At 35.0% G+C, this 21,585-nt stretch carries 21 protein-coding genes and 1 tRNA gene; 9 read left to right on the forward strand and 13 right to left on the reverse strand.

Going from position 1 to position 21,585, the window contains the following annotated elements:
* On the forward strand, positions 1 to 843 hold the full coding sequence (pabC, locus tag KHA93_RS01365) for an aminodeoxychorismate lyase (RefSeq protein WP_213109081.1): 843 nt from the start codon (positions 1 to 3) through the stop codon (positions 841 to 843).
* A 123-nt stretch (positions 844 to 966) separates the two neighbouring features.
* Entirely contained in the window at positions 967 to 1,050 is an 84-nt protein-coding gene (locus KHA93_RS23785) for a putative holin-like toxin (RefSeq protein WP_432806335.1), read from the forward strand.
* Between the two features lie 331 nt (positions 1,051 to 1,381).
* On the opposite strand, the gene sspL is transcribed toward KHA93_RS23785, so the two are convergent.
* Complete coding sequence (gene sspL / locus KHA93_RS01370; protein ID WP_213109082.1) at positions 1,382 to 1,543, reverse strand: small, acid-soluble spore protein L; 162 nt, start codon at positions 1,541 to 1,543, stop codon at positions 1,382 to 1,384.
* Between the two features lie 357 nt (positions 1,544 to 1,900).
* Here sspL and KHA93_RS01375 point away from each other — a divergent pair, with 357 nt between their 5' ends.
* The 5 genes from KHA93_RS01375 to KHA93_RS01395 all read left to right on the forward strand — a co-directional run bounded on the left by KHA93_RS01375 (position 1,901) and on the right by KHA93_RS01395 (position 9,471).
* Positions 1,901 to 4,144 (forward strand): helix-turn-helix domain-containing protein, encoded by a 2,244-nt coding sequence (locus KHA93_RS01375; protein WP_213109083.1) that lies wholly within the window; start codon positions 1,901 to 1,903, stop codon positions 4,142 to 4,144.
* Positions 4,145 to 4,467: 323 nt separating this feature from the next.
* Positions 4,468 to 5,433 carry an ABC transporter permease gene (locus tag KHA93_RS01380; RefSeq protein ID WP_213109084.1) on the forward strand — a complete coding sequence of 322 codons (966 nt, stop codon included), beginning with the start codon at positions 4,468 to 4,470 and terminating at the stop codon, positions 5,431 to 5,433.
* A 17-nt stretch (positions 5,434 to 5,450) separates the two neighbouring features.
* Positions 5,451 to 6,350: a carbohydrate ABC transporter permease gene (locus KHA93_RS01385; RefSeq protein WP_213109085.1), complete on the forward strand. Its 900-nt coding sequence runs from the start codon at positions 5,451 to 5,453 to the stop codon at positions 6,348 to 6,350.
* Between the two features lie 42 nt (positions 6,351 to 6,392).
* A complete protein-coding gene (locus KHA93_RS01390; protein ID WP_213109086.1) occupies positions 6,393 to 7,949 on the forward strand; it encodes a type 2 periplasmic-binding domain-containing protein in 1,557 nt (518 codons plus the stop codon).
* Positions 7,950 to 8,073: 124 nt separating this feature from the next.
* On the forward strand, positions 8,074 to 9,471 hold the full coding sequence (locus tag KHA93_RS01395) for a sulfatase family protein (protein WP_213109087.1): 1,398 nt from the start codon (positions 8,074 to 8,076) through the stop codon (positions 9,469 to 9,471).
* A 273-nt stretch (positions 9,472 to 9,744) separates the two neighbouring features.
* Here the strand turns inward: KHA93_RS01395 and KHA93_RS01400 are convergent, their stop codons facing one another.
* From KHA93_RS01400 to KHA93_RS01415, 4 genes are read right to left on the reverse strand one after another with little or no spacing between them, the layout of a single operon-like run.
* Entirely contained in the window at positions 9,745 to 10,320 is a 576-nt protein-coding gene (locus tag KHA93_RS01400) for an ABC-2 transporter permease (protein ID WP_213109088.1), read from the reverse strand.
* A gap of 12 nt (positions 10,321 to 10,332) precedes the next feature.
* Positions 10,333 to 10,986 carry an ABC-2 transporter permease gene (locus tag KHA93_RS01405; protein ID WP_213109089.1) on the reverse strand — a complete coding sequence of 218 codons (654 nt, stop codon included), beginning with the start codon at positions 10,984 to 10,986 and terminating at the stop codon, positions 10,333 to 10,335.
* On the reverse strand, positions 10,983 to 11,846 hold the full coding sequence (locus KHA93_RS01410) for an ABC transporter ATP-binding protein (RefSeq protein ID WP_213109090.1): 864 nt from the start codon (positions 11,844 to 11,846) through the stop codon (positions 10,983 to 10,985). Before KHA93_RS01410 ends, KHA93_RS01405 begins: the two co-directional genes overlap by 4 nt.
* 6 nt (positions 11,847 to 11,852) lie before the next feature.
* Complete coding sequence (locus KHA93_RS01415; protein ID WP_213109091.1) at positions 11,853 to 12,224, reverse strand: GntR family transcriptional regulator; 372 nt, start codon at positions 12,222 to 12,224, stop codon at positions 11,853 to 11,855.
* A gap of 126 nt (positions 12,225 to 12,350) precedes the next feature.
* Here KHA93_RS01415 and KHA93_RS01420 point away from each other — a divergent pair, with 126 nt between their 5' ends.
* Positions 12,351 to 13,778 (forward strand): aldehyde dehydrogenase family protein, encoded by a 1,428-nt coding sequence (locus KHA93_RS01420; protein WP_213109092.1) that lies wholly within the window; start codon positions 12,351 to 12,353, stop codon positions 13,776 to 13,778.
* Positions 13,779 to 14,016: 238 nt separating this feature from the next.
* Here KHA93_RS01420 and KHA93_RS01425 read toward each other — a convergent pair whose 3' ends face one another.
* The 6 genes from KHA93_RS01425 to sda all read right to left on the reverse strand — a co-directional run bounded on the left by KHA93_RS01425 (position 14,017) and on the right by sda (position 18,076).
* The gene (locus KHA93_RS01425; RefSeq protein WP_213109093.1) at positions 14,017 to 14,157 is read right to left on the reverse strand and encodes a hypothetical protein; all 141 of its coding nucleotides are present in this window, start codon (positions 14,155 to 14,157) and stop codon (positions 14,017 to 14,019) included.
* A 338-nt stretch (positions 14,158 to 14,495) separates the two neighbouring features.
* Positions 14,496 to 14,639 (reverse strand): hypothetical protein, encoded by a 144-nt coding sequence (locus KHA93_RS01430; protein ID WP_213109094.1) that lies wholly within the window; start codon positions 14,637 to 14,639, stop codon positions 14,496 to 14,498.
* A gap of 714 nt (positions 14,640 to 15,353) precedes the next feature.
* Complete coding sequence (locus tag KHA93_RS01435; RefSeq protein ID WP_213109095.1) at positions 15,354 to 16,040, reverse strand: ABC transporter ATP-binding protein; 687 nt, start codon at positions 16,038 to 16,040, stop codon at positions 15,354 to 15,356.
* A 1-nt stretch (position 16,041) separates the two neighbouring features.
* Positions 16,042 to 17,073: an ABC transporter permease gene (locus tag KHA93_RS01440; protein WP_213109096.1), complete on the reverse strand. Its 1,032-nt coding sequence runs from the start codon at positions 17,071 to 17,073 to the stop codon at positions 16,042 to 16,044.
* 533 nt (positions 17,074 to 17,606) lie between these two features.
* Positions 17,607 to 17,679: transfer RNA gene (locus KHA93_RS01445), tRNA-Arg, on the reverse strand.
* A 262-nt stretch (positions 17,680 to 17,941) separates the two neighbouring features.
* The gene (gene sda, locus KHA93_RS23445; RefSeq protein WP_349772243.1) at positions 17,942 to 18,076 is read right to left on the reverse strand and encodes a sporulation histidine kinase inhibitor Sda; all 135 of its coding nucleotides are present in this window, start codon (positions 18,074 to 18,076) and stop codon (positions 17,942 to 17,944) included.
* A gap of 502 nt (positions 18,077 to 18,578) precedes the next feature.
* Between sda and KHA93_RS01455 the strand changes: the two genes are divergently transcribed.
* Entirely contained in the window at positions 18,579 to 19,085 is a 507-nt protein-coding gene (locus tag KHA93_RS01455) for a DUF2441 domain-containing protein (RefSeq protein ID WP_213109097.1), read from the forward strand.
* 604 nt (positions 19,086 to 19,689) lie between these two features.
* On the opposite strand, the gene KHA93_RS01460 is transcribed toward KHA93_RS01455, so the two are convergent.
* Both KHA93_RS01460 and KHA93_RS01465 read right to left on the reverse strand, forming a co-directional pair.
* Positions 19,690 to 20,418: a GNAT family N-acetyltransferase gene (locus KHA93_RS01460; RefSeq protein ID WP_213109098.1), complete on the reverse strand. Its 729-nt coding sequence runs from the start codon at positions 20,416 to 20,418 to the stop codon at positions 19,690 to 19,692.
* 308 nt (positions 20,419 to 20,726) lie between these two features.
* Positions 20,727 to 21,368, reverse strand: coding sequence for a cupin domain-containing protein (locus KHA93_RS01465; protein WP_213109099.1), 642 nt, complete (start codon positions 21,366 to 21,368; stop codon positions 20,727 to 20,729).
* Between the last annotated feature and the right edge of the window lie 217 nt (positions 21,369 to 21,585).

Genomic DNA, 21,585 nt, shown 5'->3' on the forward strand with positions numbered 1-21,585 from the left:
ATGTTTATTTATTTGAACGGGCAATTTATAGAAAAAGAAAAGGCGATGATTTCGCCTTTTGATCACGGATATTTATACGGGCTTGGGGTTTTTGAAACTTTTAGAACCTACGGCGGTCACCCATTTCTTTTAATGGAACATTTGAATAGGCTGAATGCTGGGTTAGAGGAACTGTTTATTACACGAACGTTCGAATATGAAGAAGTTTTGAGTATCATTGATAAGCTTTCGGAGTTAAATGGTTTAAAGGATTCCTATATAAGATTCAATGTATCAGCAGGCAGCGGAGAAATCGGTTTGCAAACAGAATCCTACGACGAACCTACTGTTATCATGTTTCAAAAGCCTCTTCAAATTTTAAGTGGAATGGTGGAAAAAGAAGCTGTAGTTCTAGAACTTCGCCGCAATTCACCAGAAACAACGTATCGTTTAAAATCACATCACTTCTTTAACAATGTGGCAGCGAAACGGGAAGTAGGACCAAACCCTAGTAAAGAAGGGATCTTTCTGGCTGAAAATGGATATATAGCTGAGGGAGTTACCTCGAATGTATTTTGGGTGAAAAATGGAGTGCTATATACCCCTGCAATTGAAACAGGAATATTGAACGGCATCACTCGTGAATTTGTTATGCAATTGGCTAAACAAGCTGGGATGTTAGTAGAGGAAGGATTCTACAAGAAAGAGGTATTAGAAGAAGCGGATGAAATCTTCTTTACAAATTCTGTTCAAGAAATTGTTCCAGTGAACCAATTGGAAATTAAACGGTATCCAGGTAAAAAAGGAAAATACGTACAAAAGTTAAATAAATTGTACCAAATCAAGGTTTATGCGCTTCGGTAATGGGGTAAATAAATATCACACTAATACTTTACATCCTGATAAAATTCAATGAGAAAAGCGGCAGCATAGTTTTCTCAGGGCGGTCGGCACATACTCCTCCATATAGGAAGGAGGTGAAGCCGTATGACAGTATTTGAAGCATTAACCATCATGATTTCATTCTCAATTTTGGTTGTTGCAACGCTGTCATTCAATAAAAAAGACTAAAACCGCTCCTGAGATGTCCCGACTCCGGCGGTTTTAGCGAATTGTGTTATGACTTCCGATAAGGGACTAGCTATCGCCTTACAATTTCGATGTTACCAGCATCGAAGTTTTTTTTGTTTCCTTGACTATAGTATACCCCTATCTAAAAAATTCAAAAACCCTTTTATTATCTTAATTCTAAGAATTCACTCGTTGAGTAGAATTTGATGATGAGCGTAGTTTAATGTAATAAATCTATTTGAAGTAATTTTTCGTTGTTCATTAAACATATCTCCCAAAAAGAACCTTTTCCCCTATTATACAAAAAAAAGAGCAGGAGCCTGCTCTTCTTTCATTTCGTATTTTTCTTCTTAGCAGCGTTTTCAAGTTTTGTTTTCGGCTCTGCAGCAAATTCTGTATCCTGTCCATAACCTTGAGGATTTACGCTGTTAGCCTGCTTTCCCCTTGCATTGCCACCATCTTTTGCATTTCTGTTTAGTTTTGTTTTACTCATCTTATTCACCTCACAAAGAATCTAATTTGATCATTATGATGAGTAAAAATGTAGTGAACTATACACCTTTTTTCAACTTTTTCATTTTATTAAAACATTGTTGGCGGATTAAGGAATAAGGATCACCAGAAAAGACTTTTATTAAGCAGCTTATCAATTTGTAATAAAATATAAAAATCATAACAACATTTCGACAATTATTTCTTGACGAGTTTTTTGTAAAGCGTTTTAATTAAATATCGGGGTATACGATCTGAAGCTTTTAGTGGTATTACCATCATACAAAATTTTACATATATAACAGTAATTGAAAGCGTTATTATGTTAAGCTACAGGTACTAAGCTAGGGGGATATACGTGAAAAAAGGGATTAGAATACCGCTTGCAGTTAAGCATCTATCTTTCTATATTGGTTTATTAGTTATCCCCGTTATTTTTATGGGATATATCATACATTATTACTTGCTGGCAAATTTAAAAGAGCAAGTGACAGCTTCGAATGAGCAAAAACTAGTTCAGATGAAAGATATTATGGATACAAAATTATCGGAATTGCATAAAATATCGATGCAAGTTTCCTCACAACATGAATTGACTCCATATTTTGTTAATAATTTTTTTGATGTGTACAAAGCAAAAAAATTATTAAACTATAAGGTCGGAAATGATTTTATATACGAGATTTTTTATTACATTAGGGGCGATCAGTTTTTGTTTTCTGGGGGATCTAGTTATATGCTAGCACCTTTTATCAATTCCTATTATCAGTTTCCAAATTGGTCCTATGATGATTTTTATAAGGATATGAATGAAAGACATCATCCATTTTTACGAAATGCTGAAGAAGTTAGCATCTTTAACGGAAGATCAATTAACATCATCACATATGGAGTACCTGTTCCATTTAATAACACGGAGCCGTATGGAACATTAATGTTTTTTATTAAAGAGCAAGCGATTAAGGATATGTTAAAAAACGTTATAAGTTCTAATCAAGGAAATGCATTTATACTTGATCAACATGGCGGGATTGTAACGAAGCTATTTAATAGAGATTCAGAGTTAACTAGTATCACCAATGAATTTAAACTGAAAAAATTGCAGGATGAACAAACAGTAAAAATTGATAATAAGGTTTATTATTTGTCCTCCATCAAGTCAGATTTTTTGGATTGGACATTTATTACAATTTCTCCTGAATCAGAGGTGATGAAAGATGTAAACAGTGTTAGGAATAAGGTAATGATTTCTTATGCCTTTGTTTTAGGAGCGGGAATATTATTAATTTATTTAGGTATGCACATCAATTATAAACCTTTACGGAAGCTAATCCGGAAAGCTGAGGAAAAATGGTCTCATTTCGGTCAAAAAAACAACGCGCTTGATAACGTTTGGGAAGCGATTAATTACTTTGAGTCCCGAAATCAATTATTAAGTAAAAGAGTGGAAAAAAACCGCCCCGTTCTTCAACAATATCTATTAATTCGCTTGCTCCGTGGTGAAATTACTGATTATGAGGAATTTAATTTACTTGGGGCTGATATAGATATTACCTTTGAGGAACCTTGCCATTATGTTATGCTTCTTGATTTTTATAAAGAGAGGTTACAAGATGCAGAAAAACGCGATCAGTTAATAGATGGCTGGTTGGAGAAAATACCCGCAGTTGAATCATATCGAGTCAATTTACTAGAAACATCTAAAATAGCGATTATATTGTCCGGAGATGTGAAAACCACGTTTCTTGATAATTGGTATCAACACATTATTAAAAATAAAGCTTTCCCGGTAACAATTGGGATTGGTAATAGTTATCACGAAATAACGCAAATTGGAAAATCTTATTTAGAAGCTGCAACAGCTCTTGATTATAAATTAATAAAAGGTGCAGACCAAATAATCTATTTCACTGAAATTTTCGAGGTGAAAACAAATATTCATTGGTATGAAAGAGAGATTGTGGCTGAATTGGAAATGTCATTGCGGCAGAGACAAAGGGAAAATGCTGTTGTCATTATGAACAAGCTAACACAGAGTATCAAATCGCCAGATACCACTTTGTTTATGGCCAAGTGTCTTATGTATGATGTTACAAGTACTGTTATGAGGATTGTCCACGACATACAAACGATTCGTGCAAAGATGAATGAAGCATTTCCGGATGTACTTGTTATTAATGATTTTCAATCAGTAGGAGAAATGGAAGAGACCGTTAATAAAATGATCGATGTTTTTTTTGCACTGTATGAAGAAAATGAATCTGAAAATCAGCTTCTGGAAAATATACTTTCTTTTATGGAAGATAATTACAGTGATTATCAATTCTCGATTCAGACGCTGGCGGACCATTTTTCTTTATCTGAAGCTTACATTATGCGTTATTTTAAGAAGCAGACAGGAGAAACAATTTTACAGCATTTAAATCGAATAAGAATGAATCAAACAAAAGAAATGTTAACGAATACAGATTTACCTGTAAAAGATATCGCCATGCAAGTTGGATATAGTGATGTGTCTAGTTTTATCAGGAAGTTTAAACAAATGGAGAAACTTACACCAGGAGAATATAGAAAACAATTTTCCAATAAAAATGCAAAGTAAATAAATGAATTTTCCATTCTTTGAGGTAGAACTTAGTTTCTACTTCAAGGAGTGGTTTTTTTATATGAACTTCTAGAAATGCAATAAAATCAAGCTTTCTTCGTGTTTGTTTTTTGCATATCGGTTCATTTTTCGCCTATTTTGAATCCTTATTCCTTACAACCGGCTTTTATAGTTTTGGCATATCTATTTTGAATTGACTGATTGTCGATGAAAAAAATCCATTTTATGATAGCTTCACTGGACGACGAGGTGTTTGGTTGGAAATGATATCGTTTTCCACATCCAGATCATGCAGAACATTATAGAAAGGAGAAAACAAAATGGAGGTGCAAGAACAAACCGCAATCCAAAAAAGTAAACCGATTGCAGTCAAAAAACAAAAGCTATCGAAAAGAATGAAAAAAATATGGAAAAATTACGATTTGTACTTATTATTACTACCAACTCTTCTCTATTTTTTAATCTTTCATTATTTGCCTATGTACGGAGTGCAAATAGCATTTAAAAACTTTAATCCTGTGTTGGGAATTAATGGTAGTCCTTGGATCGGTTTTTCTCAGTTTGAACGATTTTTCAATTCATACCAACTTTGGACGGTTTTGAAAAACACCCTTGGGTTAGCATTGCTTGAATTGGCAACGTTCCCAATCCCAATTGTTATGGCTTTATTATTAAACCAGTTAACTAGTAGGAAATATAAAAGGATCGTACAAACGGTTACGTACGCTCCACACTTTATCTCCGTCGTTGTATTGGTAGGAATGTTGTATTTATTTCTTTCTCCTAGGACCGGGATAATAAACCAATTTCTAGTTTTAATAGGAATGGAGCCAATCTTTTTCTTCGGAATTCCCGAATGGTTTAAACCATTGTTTATATCATCAGGTGTGTGGCAGAACCTTGGTTGGGGAATGATCATTTACCTTGCTGCACTAAGTGGAATCAGCCCAGAACTACATGAAGCAGCCATTATGGATGGAGCAAGTAAGATAAGAAGGATCTGGCATATCGACATTCCGGGAATTATGCCGACTGTCATTATATTGTTGATTCTAGGTATCGGAAACTTACTTAATGTCGGTTTTGAAAAGGTTTACCTAATGCAAAATTCGTTGAATGTATCTTCTTCTGAAATCATTCAAACCCATGTATATAAAACAGGGCTACTCGGTGCCCAATATAGTTACGCAGCTGCAGTTGGATTATTCAATTCCATTATTAACTTCATCTTGCTTATATTCATCAACCAAGCGGCGAAAAAAGCCGGACAAGCAAGTCTGTGGTAAGAAAGGAGGCACTTAGTTTGATTTCAATCAGTCGTACTAGAGGAGATAAAATCTTCGACATCGCGAACACATTGTTTTTTGCAATCGTACTCATCGTTACGATTTATCCTTTATATTTCATGTTAATCGCTTCATTTAGTAGTCCTACTGCAGTGAATAATGGAGAAATATGGCTGTGGCCAAAGGACATCACATTTAAAGGATATGAAATGATTTTTGACCATAGCAAAATATGGACAGGATATAAAAATTCTATCATTTACACAGTAGTCGGTACTACGATTAATGTTGTTTTAACAATCACCGGAGGTTATGCATTATCTCGTAAAGACCTCCCAGGAAGAAATATATTCATGTTTTTCATCGTTTTTACAATGTTTTTTAGCGGTGGAATGATTCCATCTTATTTATTGGTAAAAGATTTAGGAATGGTCAACACGATGTGGGCTTTAATCGTACCTGGAGCAATCTCCGCTTATAATCTCATCATCGTAAGAACATTTTTTCAAAGCACGATACCAGACGAGTTATTAGAAGCAGGTATTATGGATGGATGTACTAATTTGAAGTTTTTTACAAATGTCGTTATCCCACTTTCCAAACCAATCATTGCAGTAATGGTATTGTTTCATGCAGTTGGTCACTGGAATGCATATTTCTCGGCTTTAATTTACTTAAGAGATACAGCACTCTATCCACTTCAACTAGTACTTAGAGAAGTCTTAATTTTGACACAAGCAAATGAGGTTGTAGAAAACTCAGGTGCATTAGTGGAAAGTAGTAAGGAAATGGCAAATGTTTCCGGTTTAATAAAATATGGAATCGTTATTATTGCAAGCCTACCGATGCTGATCCTGTATCCATTTATTCAAAAGCATTTTGTTAAAGGTGTCATGATCGGGTCAATTAAAGGTTAATTGACTTGTTCATATATAATAAAATTAAGGGGGAAACCAACAATGAAAAAGAAGTTGATGATTCTCTTTGCTGCACTATTGCTACTTCTAGGCGCATGCGGTAAAGACGAAAAAGCAGGGAATGCTGGAAAAGAAATCCCTAAAGATAATGCTGATGAAAAAGTAACATTTAAGGGATTTGGAGTAAAAGCTCCAGCTGCTACAACAGATTGGAATGATATGCCGTTCTTACAAGGCTTGGAAGACAATGTCAATGTTGATATTGATTGGACAAATGCAACAGCACAAACATATCAAGAACAAGTAAACCTAATGTTCGCAAGTAATGATCTTCCAGATATATTCTTTTCCGCATGGACACTAGGTGCGAATGATATTGTAAAATACGGTTCAACTGGACAATTAATTCCGCTTGAAGATTTAATTGAAAAAGAAGCTCCAAATATTAAAGGTTTTTTAGATAAAAATCCTGACTTGAAAAAGATGATTACTGCTCCAGACGGACATATTTATGCTATTCCTCAATATGATGTGTCAAAAGGAAGTAGAGCAAACGACGCATTTTTCATCAATAAAGCATGGCTTGATAAATTAGGTCTTGAAGTTCCAACAACTACTGAGGAATTCAAAGAAGTATTGAAGGCGTTTAAAGGCCAAGACTTAAATGAAAATGGTAAAAAAGACGAAATCCCATTCAGTTTTATGTACAATAATGGAATCCGTGGACCACACTCTTTAAGCGGTTCATTCGGAGTTGTAGGTCGTAATATTGGTGTTGAAGGCGGAAAGGTATTTTATGCGCCAACAAAACCTGAATTTAAAGAGTATGTTAAGTTTATGCATGAGTTATATGCTGAAGGCTTAATTGACCAAGAAGCATTTACACATGATGTACAAGTTTACGATGCCAAAATCCAAAACGAAACACCAATTTTAGGTGCATATTTTAACTGGTCTAACTTTGCGATGTTCGGAAAAGTAGATACAGATTATGTAGCTGTTGCTCCGTTGAAAGGACCAAAAGGCGATCAAATGTGGAATATCAATGCAGGAGCATTCAGTTTTTCAGGATTCTCGGTGACAAATGCTAATAAAAACCCAGCTCGTGCTATGAAATGGATGGACCAAATGTATGATCCAGAAATCGGTTTGCAAATGACGCTTGGACCATTTGACCAAAACTTGAAAAAGAACGATGACGGTACTATTGAATTAATCGACGCTCCTGAAGGTGTAGGATATGAAGAATTTAGACATAAATTTACACCTGGTTCCTACGGAGTGTATGGAAACTTACAAGATATTAGAACCAAATTGATTCAAAGTGAAGGAGCGTCAGAAAAAGACGCATTGGCAGACTTATATGGCCCATATCAGCCGAAAGAATATTATCCGAATGTAATGTACAGTGCAGAAGATGCAGAACGCTTATCTATCCTACAAACAGACATTGACGGATACATTAAAGAAATGATTCCTAAATTCATGATCGAAGGTAAAGTTGATGAAGGTTGGGATGCTTACATCGATCAATTGAAAAAGATGGGCTTAGATGAATTAATGGAGCTTTACCAAAAATACTACGATAATTTTAAATAAGATCGTTTGCGAAAAGGATATAGATTCAAAAATTTAAAGTAACATAGTTTATGAAAAAGGGTTCGGGAATCCGCGCCCTTTTTCGTCAAGAAATATCGGTGTATACATAGGAAGGGTGAGATAAATGACTAAGTCAAAACAACCGAATATTATTTTTATTATGAGTGACGACCACGCAGCCCATGCAATTAGTGCATATGGAAGCAGAATTAATGAAACGCCAAACCTTGATCGAATTGCAAATGAAGGAATTAGGCTCGATAACTGTTTTTGTACAAATTCTATTTGTGCTCCTAGCCGTGCATCGATTTTGACAGGCAAGTACAATCATATCAATGGCGTTAGAACACTATATGAGGACATCGATGCTAGACAGCCTCATGTCGCAAAAATATTGCAGTCAAACGGATATCAAACAGCTATGATTGGTAAATGGCATCTCGGTCATGGGGGAAATAGTGATCCGACGGGTTTTGATTATTGGAATGTCTTTCCTAACCAAGGAGAATACCATGATCCTGACATGATCGAAATGGGTGTAAAGAAGAAATTCCATGGCTATGCCACTAATATCACAGTGGATCTATGTTTAGATTGGCTTGAAAAAAGAGACGAAGAGCGTCCTTTCTTTTTAATGTGTCATCATAAAGCACCGCATCGCCCTTGGGATCCAGATGAAAAACATATGCACTTATATGAAGACATTGATATCCCAGAACCGGAAACGTTTCATGATGACTACGAAAATCGTTCATACGCAGCTACAGAAGCAATTATGCGTATTGATCGAGATTTAAGAAAGAGAGATGTGAAAGCAGATCCTCCAGAGGGCCTTTCTACATCTGAATTGAAGAGCTGGTATTATCAAAGATATATTAAGGATTATTTGCGTTGTATCGCATCGATTGATGATAATACAGGTCGCTTACTCGATTACCTCGATGAAAAAGGATTAACAGAGGATACGATTGTCATATACACGTCAGACCAAGGCTTTTTTCTAGGAGATCATGGCTGGTATGATAAGCGATTCATGTACGAAGAATCATTGAGAATGCCATTTTTAGTAAGATATCCACGTGAAATCCCTGCTCGAACTTCTACGAAGAATTTTGGATTAAACGTCGACTTCGCTCAAACATTCCTAGACTATGCTGGAATAGAAGCTCCAGAGGACATGCAAGGAGCAAGCTTACGACCAATTCTTAAAGGAGAAACTCCATACGGATGGCAAGATTCCATGTACTATCGTTATTGGGAACATATGAGTGAAGAACACAACGTTGCAGCCCATTACGGTGTACGGACCCACAAATTTAAATTAATATACTATTACGGTGAAGGACTCGGAATACCAGGTGCCCGCGATGTTAAATACGAACCGCAATGGGAACTATTTGACCTTGAAAAAGATCCATACGAAATCAACAATGTGTACGGACACGAAGATTACATAGATGTAGCCGAAGAATTAAAAAATGAGCTATATCGATTAAAGGAAAAAGTAAAAGACATTGATTAAAAGTACGGGACAATCTTAATGAGGTTGTCCCTTTTGGCGTTCAATGGAAATGCGCGTTGAAGGTAACGATGCAGCGTCCATCGTGCCCTTATCGGATAGAAATCCGCGCTAAAAGTAACAATGGATTGTTCAATCTTCGTTTTCCGTTCAGAAATCTAGTAGTAGTAACATTTTTCAGCAATTGACAGACATCAATATCTTACTTCACTTCGTTTTAAAAGCTCACTCCAAAAATAAAGATGGAGGCATCATACACATGCCTCGAATGAATAGCTAAATATTTCTTCGTTCAAATATTCTCACGGATAAAAGATAAGAAACATAGTAAAGAATAATTGATAATAATAGAGTAGGGTGAAATTGAATCCAAGGTGCTCCTGATGATTCCCTTATCGTTATGAAGAAAATAAGTATAAAAGTTATAAAGAAACTAGCTGGTTTAAAAAATAATCCTAGTGGTAGAAAAATAGCCATAAACAATAAGAGTAACAAAAAAGCTGTTATCAAATGATTAAAATTAAAAAACTCCATTTTCCAATCGAGCATTAATGCAATAATGGTCATGCCGATGGTGGAAATAAAAAAACATACGATTGTAAACAAGTATTTTGCGGCTATGTATTCTTTTCTTTTAATAGGTAAGCCCATCATTACAGGCAGTACTTGGTCTTGTCTTTTCCGATCAATTAGAATACTAGAAAGAGCTAGAGTAAAATAGAAAATCCACATATAATAAGGATTTGTAAAACCAGGATTTACGAGAAGAGCGAGTATAAAAACAAATGGAATCAGTATCATATATTCTAGAAGTTTGATACTTTTCAAATCCGCTTTAATAAGGTTTACCATGGCTTTCCCCCCTTACAATTTCCTTTTTTCGAAAATGATTACAGAAAGTTTATAAGAAAAATAACTTATAATCGAGCACGCCGCTATAATCGAAAAAATGATTATGGGACGATCCGTTGGAATTATGGATACCAACATAGTTCCTCTGTTCTCATGATCAATAGAAATAAAGGTTAATATGAAAAATATGATCATTGGAAGCGCAATTGCTATGAATGCAGATATTTGATACCCAACTAAGAAATATAGTGGATAAAAAATTGATATTGCCGCTAAAGTCACAAAAAGGGATACAATCAAATCAGTTATTCCATTAAAACTGACTGTATTTCGCATAAATATGGATATTAGTAACGCGAGTGTACCATAACTGGCAAGGGCAATTCCCCACCACATGATAGCAGCACAATATTTTGCTTGAACAATCATTTTTCTTGTAACTGGAAAGCTCGCGAATAGTTTTTGCTCTCGTCTGTTTAACACAGCAGTCCCAAAATTTGAATAAACGGACATCCAAATTGCTGCATAAGTGACATATAAAGCGACGAAACTAAAATCACTAACTGCATACATAACATTTACATAAATAGGAAAAAGTAAAAATAGTGGAAATAAGTAGCCAAACAATTTTTGAGTATATAAATCTTTTAGAATTAAAGGTTTCATAGTGAAATTCCCCTAATCGTATAGTACATTATGGTTTCAAGAGCTGGAGTTTCTATATGTAATTGATTAAGGAGTTGTTGCTCAATATGATCTATTCCGTAGACAAGCGCCTCAAAACCGACTCCGGTTTTTCTCCCACCAATAAGATTCATTTTTTGAATGTCAGCTGCCAAAGTATCCGGTCCTTTTAACAAAAAATATTCCTCAAAAATAATGTCCTTTTCTTTACTAAATACAATTTCTCCATTATTAATGAAAGTGATATAATCTGCCACTTGATCCAAATCCGTTGTTATATGGGTAGAAAAGAACACGGATTTGTTTTCATCCTGGATGATATCAAGTAAAATATCTAGCATTTCCCGTCTGAAAACAGGATCAAGACCTGCCGTTGGTTCATCTAAAATAATGAGTTCAGGATGATGCGATAAGGCCATCGCAATGGCAAACTTCATTTTCATCCCTTTTGATAGAGTTTTTATTTTTTTCTTCAGTGGTAAGTTAAATTTTTCAATATAATTGTAAAAAGTTTGGTCATCCCAATTGCGATAGAACGGAGCAATGATCTTTTTATTTTTTTCTATCGAAAATTCTTCGTAAAAATAACTTTCATCGTAAACAAATCCAATTCTTTGTTTTATTTCCTTTGTGTTTTCCATGTGAGTCATACCAAATAATTTTATGTCGCCTTCATCAATTCTTACTAAATCCATTAAGCAGCGAATCAATGTACTCTTACCAGCTCCATTTGGTCCAATTAAACCCATAATATAGCCCTTTTTACATTCAAACGAAACGTTATTTAGTTGAAAGCCTTTTATCTTTTTAGTCACATTTTTTAGTTCAATAATGTTTTCCAAAAACATTCACTCCTCATACAACACAGTTAGTATTTGAATAATTTCGTCAAGGCCAACATCAAATGCTTTACTATCGTTAATAACTTCAATCAATTTTTCTTCAATCAATTTCAATTGTTTCTCTTTTAAAAATTCATGATTTTGAGCAGCGACAAACGATCCTTTACCAGGGAATGTTTCGATAAGGCCTTCCCATTCCAATTCGTCGTAAGCACGCTTCGTTGTAATGACACTAATTTGTAAGTCTTTCGCCAGCTTACGAATAGAAGGCAGAGCAGACTTTTCTGCCAAATCCCCTCTTAAGATTTGTTCTTTTATTTGTTCTTTGATTTGAATATAAATGGGTTGTTCACTGCTATTTGAAATGATGACATTCATTTGATCACCTGCCTGTTATAACTGTTGATAATGAATATATACAGTATGAACAGATTTGTCAACTGTGTGATTTTTAATTTGTTTTGTTATATTAAAAGAAACGACATTGTAGATGAGGTGAGAGAAATGAAGATTGGATTATTCATGGACGGAAAATTCGAGGATGCGGAGAAAACGTATGAACTAACTAATCCATACAATGATGAAGTAATTGCTGAAGTTGCAGAGGGAAAAACTGTAGATATGGAAAAAGCTATAGCATCTGCTCATGAGGCTTTTCAGACAATGAAAAAAATGCCTGCGGTGGAACGTGCAAACATTTTATTCGCTGCAGCCCGTTTACTAGCTGAAAAAAAAGAAGAATTTGCAAAGCTGATCACAGCAGAGTCAGGAAAGCCAATATCTGCAGCTCGAGCGGAGGTGGATCGCTCTGTACAAACATTGCAATTTTCTGGGGAAGAAGCAAAGAAAATTGCTGGAGAATTTATTCCACTCGATGCAGCGGTAGGAGGTGGAGGGCGAGATGCTTACACTATCTATGAGCCGATCGGAGTCATTGGAGCCGTTACACCTTTTAATTTTCCACTTAACCTCGTTGTTCATAAGGTAGGACCTGCAATTGCATCCGGAAATACGATCGTTGTAAAGCCTGCCGAAAAAACGCCGCTTACAGCGTTAAAGCTGGCAGAGCTTTTTTCTAAAGTTGGTTTGCCAGACGGAGTGTTGAATGTGATTCCTGGTGATGGGGCAACCCTTGTTGGAGTTATGTTAGAAGATGACCGGGTTCAAAAGATTTCTTTTACTGGAAGTCCAAAAGTCGGAAAGGAAATTAAAAATAAAGCGGGACTGAAAAGAATCACGTTGGAGTTAGGGAGTAATTCCGCACTATATGTAGATGATTCGGCAGAGGCAAGTCTCGAAGATATTGTAGAGAAGGCAGTTGTCGGGGCCTTTAGTTACAATGGCCAAGTGTGCATCCATACTCAGAGAATTTATGTCCATGAACGAATAGCGGAAAAGTTTTTAGCAAGATTTGTTGAAAAGACTAAGAAACTTAAATTCGGGGATCCAATGGATGAAGATACTGTGGTCACAGGGATGATTGATAAAAAATCACAAGCTCGTGTACTTGAATGGGTAAAGGAAGCGGTGAATGGGGGAGCAACACTGCTTATCGGTGGAGAGAGAAAAGATAACGGGATTCTCCCGACCGTCCTTACAAATGTAAAGCCAACTGAAAAGGTCGCTTGTGAAGAAGTATTTGGACCTGTTGTCATGATTAATAAGGTTTCAGATGATAAAGAGGCATTAAAACAAATGAATGAAAGTCAATACGGATTGAATGCGGGCGTTTTTACAAATAATTTGAAACAAGCCTTTCATTTTGCACATGAACTTGAAGTGGGACAAGTACTGATTAATGATGTCCCTACATTACGCTTCGATAATATGCCATACGGAGGAATTAAATCTTCAGGATACGGTCATGAAGGAGTTAAATACGCCATAAAAGAAATGACTAGAATGAAGATGATTAGTATTAATTTTAAGTAAGAAAAGCAGCTGCACTTTGATTTTCAGTGTACTACCTACAGGAATGTGAGTCCTGTAATAAAGGAGACCCTAAGAGCCTATTTAAAGAACTATTGTAGGGGAAATGGCATGAAGTTTGCTAAACGCTACGCTGTGGATGTAGAAAGTTAAGACATATTTAAAGGGTGCAGACGAGCGCCCTATCCTGAAAAAAAGAGTTGTCCCAGCTTGAATGCTGATGGACAACTCTAGATGACTTCTATTGATCAAAGGTTTTAGGTGGCACTTCATCGATCCTTTTTATGGAATCCATATCCATGCCTGCAATTATAAAGTAAATGAGAAAAGAAGCAATTGAAGCTAAAACTCCAAAGAGTCCGAGTGTAACCCATAAATCCATACTCAATCCCTCCCTTGCTTTAAAAATATATGCAGAAAAGTAGAGTAAATACTATTTACCCTTTTTTCGTGAAGAGTAAACACAAAATTCGAATAATTCTTAAAAAAATTTAAAAAAGAGGATTTTTGTTCCCAAAGCATTTTATGTAGGAAGAATAAGGGGATAGTATGGTTTAAGCAGAATTGCATTAGATCGGACTGTAAATAGTATTAGGAGAAATTCAGTCTCGATTCGCATTAAATCGGAGCTGAAAATATCAAAAGGTGACAATTCAGCCCACACACACTAATTATGAAAAAAACCTCTCACTTCATCAGAAGCAAGAGGTTTTGAGTATATTAGTTTTGGTTGAATGTATTTTGTGGTACTTCATCGATTCGTTCAGCGTCATCATAGTTCATCGCAGAGTTAATATAATACATTAAAAATGTTGCGACTGAACCTAATATAACCATAATTCCAATTAAGATCCAAGTTTGCATATGAAAGCCCTCCTAAAATCTTTATAACAAACATATATAGAAAAATATTATTTAATAATCTAAAACACTATCAATAGTATAGAGGAGTTTTAGCTTTTAATCAAAAGAATTTTGTATATTCATGTTTAATGCACTCCTTTTGTGTCGAAAATATGTCTATGATAATAAGATAATCTGAAAAAGTATGAATATAATTTATGTCAATACAAAGAAAGAAGCACCATAAAACTTTGAGAAGTTATCTTCTATATGATTTTGAAGGATCCATTTAGAACTGTTCATTATGTTATTTCAAACAATAGTCTTAAGAATGAAAATATGAATAAGAAAACAGGATAGGATGATAGCCGATTACATAAAAGATGATAGTTTACTGGGATCAGAAACAGCCGAACAAGAAATAATGGAAGTATAACTTCAAAACTTAAAAATATTCCTTCAAAATGAACTATGTAAATCTTATGGTACATTTGATATTAAAAAGTTTTTAAAGGAAAGTTGTAATTATACTCGAATCCAACAGAACGGTGGAACAGGCACTAGCAGAATAAACATAAGATGCAAAAAGAGGCTGAGCTATTAGTCAGAAAAAAATCTGGTGTATGCTCAGCCTCTTTTGAAATAATTCAACCGATTACTCATATTAAAAATGCAATGTCATGGCTATTCAATAAAATTTTATCTAGCTTTAATGCTTTGTCTAGATCTATAGAATTAAACTGCATTTTGCAAAATCTGTCCATCGCTCATTTTAATGATCGAGTCTGCAAAGGAAAGCATTTCTTCATCATGTGTAACCATTAAGGTAGTGATATTTAGCGTTTTTGTTAAATTTCGAATTAACGTCATAACATCTTTAGACCTTTTTGAATCTAAGCTTGCAGTTGGTTCATCCGCAAAGAGAACTTTTGGTTGATGGATAATGGCACGAGCAATGGCAACCCGCTGCTTTTCTCCGCCAGATAGTGAAGATGGATACGCATTTTTTCGATGGTCCATTTCAACTAATATTAGAATTTTGTCAATTTCCTTTTTTTGTTCTTTTTTCTTTAGTTTTGTTTCAGATACATCTAGCATTAACTTCAGTTGCTCTTCTACGGTGAGAAAAGGAACGAGATGGGCAAATTGAAAAACAAAACCAAATTTACTTGCACGTATTTTCCGAACTTGCTCTGAACTCATATTAATCAAATCTAGCCCTTCGAATACTACTTTTCCGTCTGATGCGGATTGAAGTCCTGCAGCTATTGTAAGAAGTGTACTTTTACCGGAACCTGACGCACCTACTAATGCAGTTATTTCTCCTTCTTTAAGGGAAAGATTAATACCTTTTAGTATTTCTTCCTTCACTTCACCATTCGTAAACGTTTTTCTAATTTCATCTATTGTAAGAATTGCCATATTAAACCTCTCCTTGTTGTATAGCTTGTAATGGTTCGATTTTTTTAATCTGTAAACCTGAAAGAGTAGATCCAATAAATCCAATAATTAAGAAGACAATCGTTAATTGTACGGTTGTTGCAGAGGTTAAATTAAAAGGCATTCCTTCAGGTGCAATCATATTAAACACTTGACTGAGTACAATTGATAACGAAAGAGCAATAACGGTAATAACAGCCATTTGCGTCCAAATCATTTTGAACAAGGCACTTGTTTTTACACCGATGGCTTTAAGAATGCCGTATAAACCAATTTTTTGAACGTTCATCATGTAGAAAAAGATAGCAAACAACATTCCGCTAATGACAACTAAAAACCAAATAATCATATTGAGAGACATCTGTTCTGCTTTATAGCTTGCCATGGTATTAAGGAACTCATTTGTCGAAAATGATTCCAAACCGGCGACATGTGTTGAATTTCCACCTGGTACGAAAATCAATTGCATTTCATTGACCCGGTAAATACCTTTGTAGTCGTCCATATTGATATATGCGACAGGTGCATGACTGAATTTACTATTGTCCACAAAACCTTTTACAATAAACTTACCATTGTACTGATCATTCGTTAAAGTATCTCCAATTTTTATACCTTTATCTTTCATAGATCGATCTAGGACGATTTCGCCTTTTTTAACATTATTAAATAAACTTGAATCGGTTGATGTAACAAAGGCGACACTTTGTTGCTTGTCAGCACGATCATTCAAAAATCCCATTTGAATAGAAAATGCTGCAGCATCTATATGTTTATTTAACACTTTATCTTGAGTACTTTTATCTATTCTTGACATATTATAGGTTTGGTTTGCATCTTTCGACATATAAAATTGACCTTTTGGTAAATCTTTAATTAATGCGGCATTGTCTTGAGATAATCCACTTGCCAAACCAGATATAATAAATGTTAATAAGCTAACAAGAAAAACGATAGAACCTAAAATCAAAAACCTTACTTTATTTTTTTTTATTTCTTTCCATGCAATATTCATCTTATTTCCTCCTATCTCTTTACTACAACGATAGTTTATACCTGGTATATGAACAGAAGATGAATTTGAAATTACATTTTAATTGATAATAACTGTGATAAAAGTAGAACTATGCCAAAAAAAAATTGTACAGATCTGAGAAAATATTCAACTCCGGCTCTTGGTTTAGAAAAATGGAAAACCTTTTTGGTGAGAGAACAGTATTTGAGTGTGAAATGCTTATTAAAAAAGAGTTTTTCCAATTGATCATCGTTCGCCATCGAAAATGAAAAAAACAAAGTTACATTTTGATTTTTGTTAAAATGCTTCAAATTTTCCGTAAATCATCAGAAAATCAGCAAGTAGAATAGTTTTTAAAAATTGAATTAGTCTATCTAGGGACATTCTAGTTTTTTAAAAGCAATTTTGAAATTGATTCTATTAATAATATGAATTTTGTTTCTGATTACCTTTAATGCCAAATTCATTTTCTCCACAAAAAATAGCAAGGGCACAAAATACTGTAACCCTTGCTACTACTGGCTTTATTTAAGCGGCCCCGGCAGGAATCGAACCTGCGACGCACGGTTTAGGAAACCGACGCTCTATCCTCTGAGCTACGGAGCCATCTTTCAAAACTCTATTTCAAGCTTTTCATTTTTTCAACGCCGAAATTTATTATACAGCATAACGTGATTAAGGAAAAGTCTTTAGAATAAATTGCGTAAAAATCAAAGTATATAAAAATTTCTTTACGTTTATTTAAAAATCAATCGGAAATTGTTTGAGAAGAAATATCCTCATAAATTAACAATTATTCAGTACGAGAATTGAAGAAGTAGAGGGGGAAGGAATGAACTTACCAAGGCACCAGAGACAAATATATTGCCTATAAAGGAGGATATATTTTTCTCCGTTTGATTTCATCATGTAATAATTTTATTAAATTATGGTCCAACTTATTGCATTTTGCCTTCCGAAATAAAGATATTAATAATTCATTGGACATCTCTTTTATATACATTAAATTCAACTCCTTATAGATGAAATTGATAAAAACCACATTAGATATGTTAGCCGAAATATAAAAATGGTGGTATACTTTTTACGTTATTTTTACAAAAATATACAAAATTTTTACACAGCAGTACGAAAAAAGACTGCCAAAAGGAATACATTGAAATACACGGGAATAACGACACATATGTAGTGAGATGTCCAAAAGTACCAGTAAGACGATCACCAGCCAATTCTGGATTGGGATATGAGAAGGGGACAAAGAGAAATCTGGGAAAGCTGGACAGGTGGAATCTATGTATTTGAAGTCAATGGAATTATTAAAGTAGAAGAAATCAATGAACAATGAGAACAACCAGAATAAGCCTGAGAAGGCTTTTTTATTTTACAAAAAAAATGGTGTTGGACAAATCGTAAACGGAGAAAGTCGTACTGAATAGGGCTTTCTTTATATAAAAATGGTGGTTCGCTCTTTTATATCGAAGCATACGATATGAGGGGGTGAAATAATGCAATATGTCGAAGACCATACTCTATACCATATTAATTGTATGAGTGATTTTAATTTGTATAGCCAATTTAAGATTGGTGATGTAATTGATACTAGTAGGAATTATAATCCCTTTAGAAACAATTACGAAATTGGCTCTACGTCGCTTAATTATGCTGAAGAATGTGCAAAAACCTATTGGAGATTTACTAAAGAATTTGCAATTGAACAGACGAGGTCGCAAATAAATGAGGATTTGCCATCAAGATGGAGATCCTTATGGTTAAGTGATAAAGAGCATTTAGATTATTGGAAAAGCCAATTTGTAAATGAAGAATTTCAAATAGTAAAGCTTAATTTAAATGGGAAAATTTTTCTTGGAGATGCACACTGGATAGAAATCGAGCCTTCTCCGCTTTTGGTAGTAAGAGAGAAGGCAATAAACTATTGGACTGGTAATATATTTAGAGGTGGAAAGATGGAATATTTATTTGAAGGAATAGCAAAAGTTGTTTCATTAGTATAACAGCAGTATTCCTAGAGTCCTTTGTGGCTCTTTTTTATGCTTTATAAATGAGTTGTTCATTTGAATATTGAATTAGGGATGATATTAGCCGTCTTAGCTTGGCTCCATCAGCTATTATGCTAACCATTTAAATAATACCAAAGGTTAAATGGAGGCAAGCAAGCCTCTGCCAAAACTGGAACTCTGCTAAATCGGACAAGCTACATCGCGTTTTACTTGGAGTCTTCAATCATAAAAAGAATGCTGAAAATTTTCTAATGAATTAAAGAAAAAAGGATATGACATATACAATTCTACAAAATAATGGATACTAAAAAGAAGAAGGTAATCTCCTTCTCCTTAGTCTCTTAATACTTGCTTTATCTCTTAATTATTTTCTTGATAAGTTTAAAAATGTCAAACGTGGTTCTGTTATACACTTTAATATATACACATACCTCTTAGGATTTCGTATCCATACATAACCACGCGGTATCTTTAATCCTGCATTACGTATAACTTGTCTTTTTATGTTCGTCTGGATGCCTGGTTGCTCTCGGAGCCATCCGGCGTATGACTCGAAGCAAGAGCTTGAATAAAAATAATTATATTTTTAGTTGGGGTCTCAGTTAGTGGAGTCAGGAGAAATCACTTCCCACTTTCCAAACAGTGTCAAACCCACCGCTTTAGCCAGCAACGTAGAAGCCTGGTTATCAAGCTGGCATCGGTACTGGGGTTCGTATCCCTGATTACAGGCGTACTTGCAGATTGAACGCACTACTTTACGAGCGTGACCTTTACCTCTAAAGGGCGTCAGAGTCAGTACGCCGAGATCGGCAATTTGCGAATTCCCCCAGGGATACATGCTGGCGGCGCTAACCAAGCGGTTTTGCTCAAAAGAGCCGAACACCGCCCAGTGATCCAATTCCACATAAGAATCATCCAAGTCTTGTTCCGAGGCGGAGGACTGGAACTCTGAGAAAACCGCGTCATCTTGCTCTGTTAACCGGCGCAAGACAACTTCCAGGTTTTCTTGCAGTAAAAGGTTCTTTTCGGCTTCTGAAAAATAAAAAAGATAATCTGCGCCATGCAGAGTGACTCCCGCTTTATTCAATTTCTGGCGAAAGCTCGACTCAGACAGGTCTTGCCGTTGATAAAGGTTTAACTTATCGGCTAGCGTAGGCGTCAGGACCGCCATAACCCGACCTTCGGAGGTTTCCAGCACCATGACCCGACGGTCTTCGCTCAGGTCAGGGTTGATGACGAGAGTAAAGACTTCATCGCTATAGAGGACGTCTCCATTCAAAAATGGCGCCTGCCAAAAGTCAATTATCGTTTGTGAAAATATAGACATACTTCTTACACCCCTATAATTGAAATTCTATTTAAAAATACCATAAAGAGAGAAAAATCCAAACATTCTCTCTGTTTTTTTAATACTTTGTCATTCGAATTTCACTATAGTGCTAGAGACTGCCAGGTTACTGGGCATTTGTTAAAGCTGCACAAGTAACCTCAAATAGACAACTATATAAACAAGCTATTAAAGTGGACTGTTAATGTCATTTATGAAATTGCAAAGGGATTGAAATGCTTTCGATGCAAAAAACGCAACAAAAAAACATGGAAAATCCATGCCAAAAGTAGTATCCCTTTATTTAATTAATAGTTCCAATCTCCAGAGATGTAAGGAATTGGTTGGTAATGTTGAATATATTCTAGCTGTGGAAACTGTTGATTTGTATATTCATGAGCCATGTTACCATTTTTTCTGTTGCAATCCTCATATGGACCTATATATGTTGAGGGTTTAATGGGCGCTATTACTTTTTTCCACTGGTTTTCATCGAGACAATAGGTATGCGCCATGATATTTGCAGGAGTAAATTTTAAGATATCAGAACCTAAAATTACTTCGGGGGTTGGTGCATTAAAAATGGCTAAAAGGTGAGTGTTATCAACTGTAGCCACTTCATAATGCCACCATCCTTGTGGAACGTTAGCGACTTGCCCAGGTGTAATTGGATAATTGAGAATCTGTTTTGTAAATGGGTTTAGCATCGATACAGTAGCAGCACCCGAAATACAATAGACTAGCTGGGCAGCATTTTGATGATAGTGTGGTTCTACAACATTATTAACACTAAGGAAAATATCAAGAAGTGACACATTTTCCAGTGTATTCAACTGTTGTATTCCTAATACGTTAATAAGATTGTTGTTATCTTTCTTAAACAAGGGACTTTTATTTACGTCAAAAAAATATTGAGTTGACGGTGAAGTGTAATCCATATATGAAACCATTAATTTGCATCACCTCTCGGTTAAATAAAAACTATATAGGCATATTATGCAATTAAAATGTTTCTGTGTTATGTAGAATTAATTGCTGATATTCCGAAGAAACGAGATAGAGGCTCTTACATCTCTTTTTCAAAGCCTGGAATAGCTTATTCCCGAGATGCAACGATTCAATATGACCATTTAATTATGGAATAAATAATATAAGTTACTTAAGATT

It is taken from the genome of Lederbergia citrisecunda (genome assembly GCF_018343695.1).
Lineage (GTDB): Bacteria > Bacillota > Bacilli > Bacillales > Bacillaceae_C > Lederbergia > Lederbergia citrisecunda.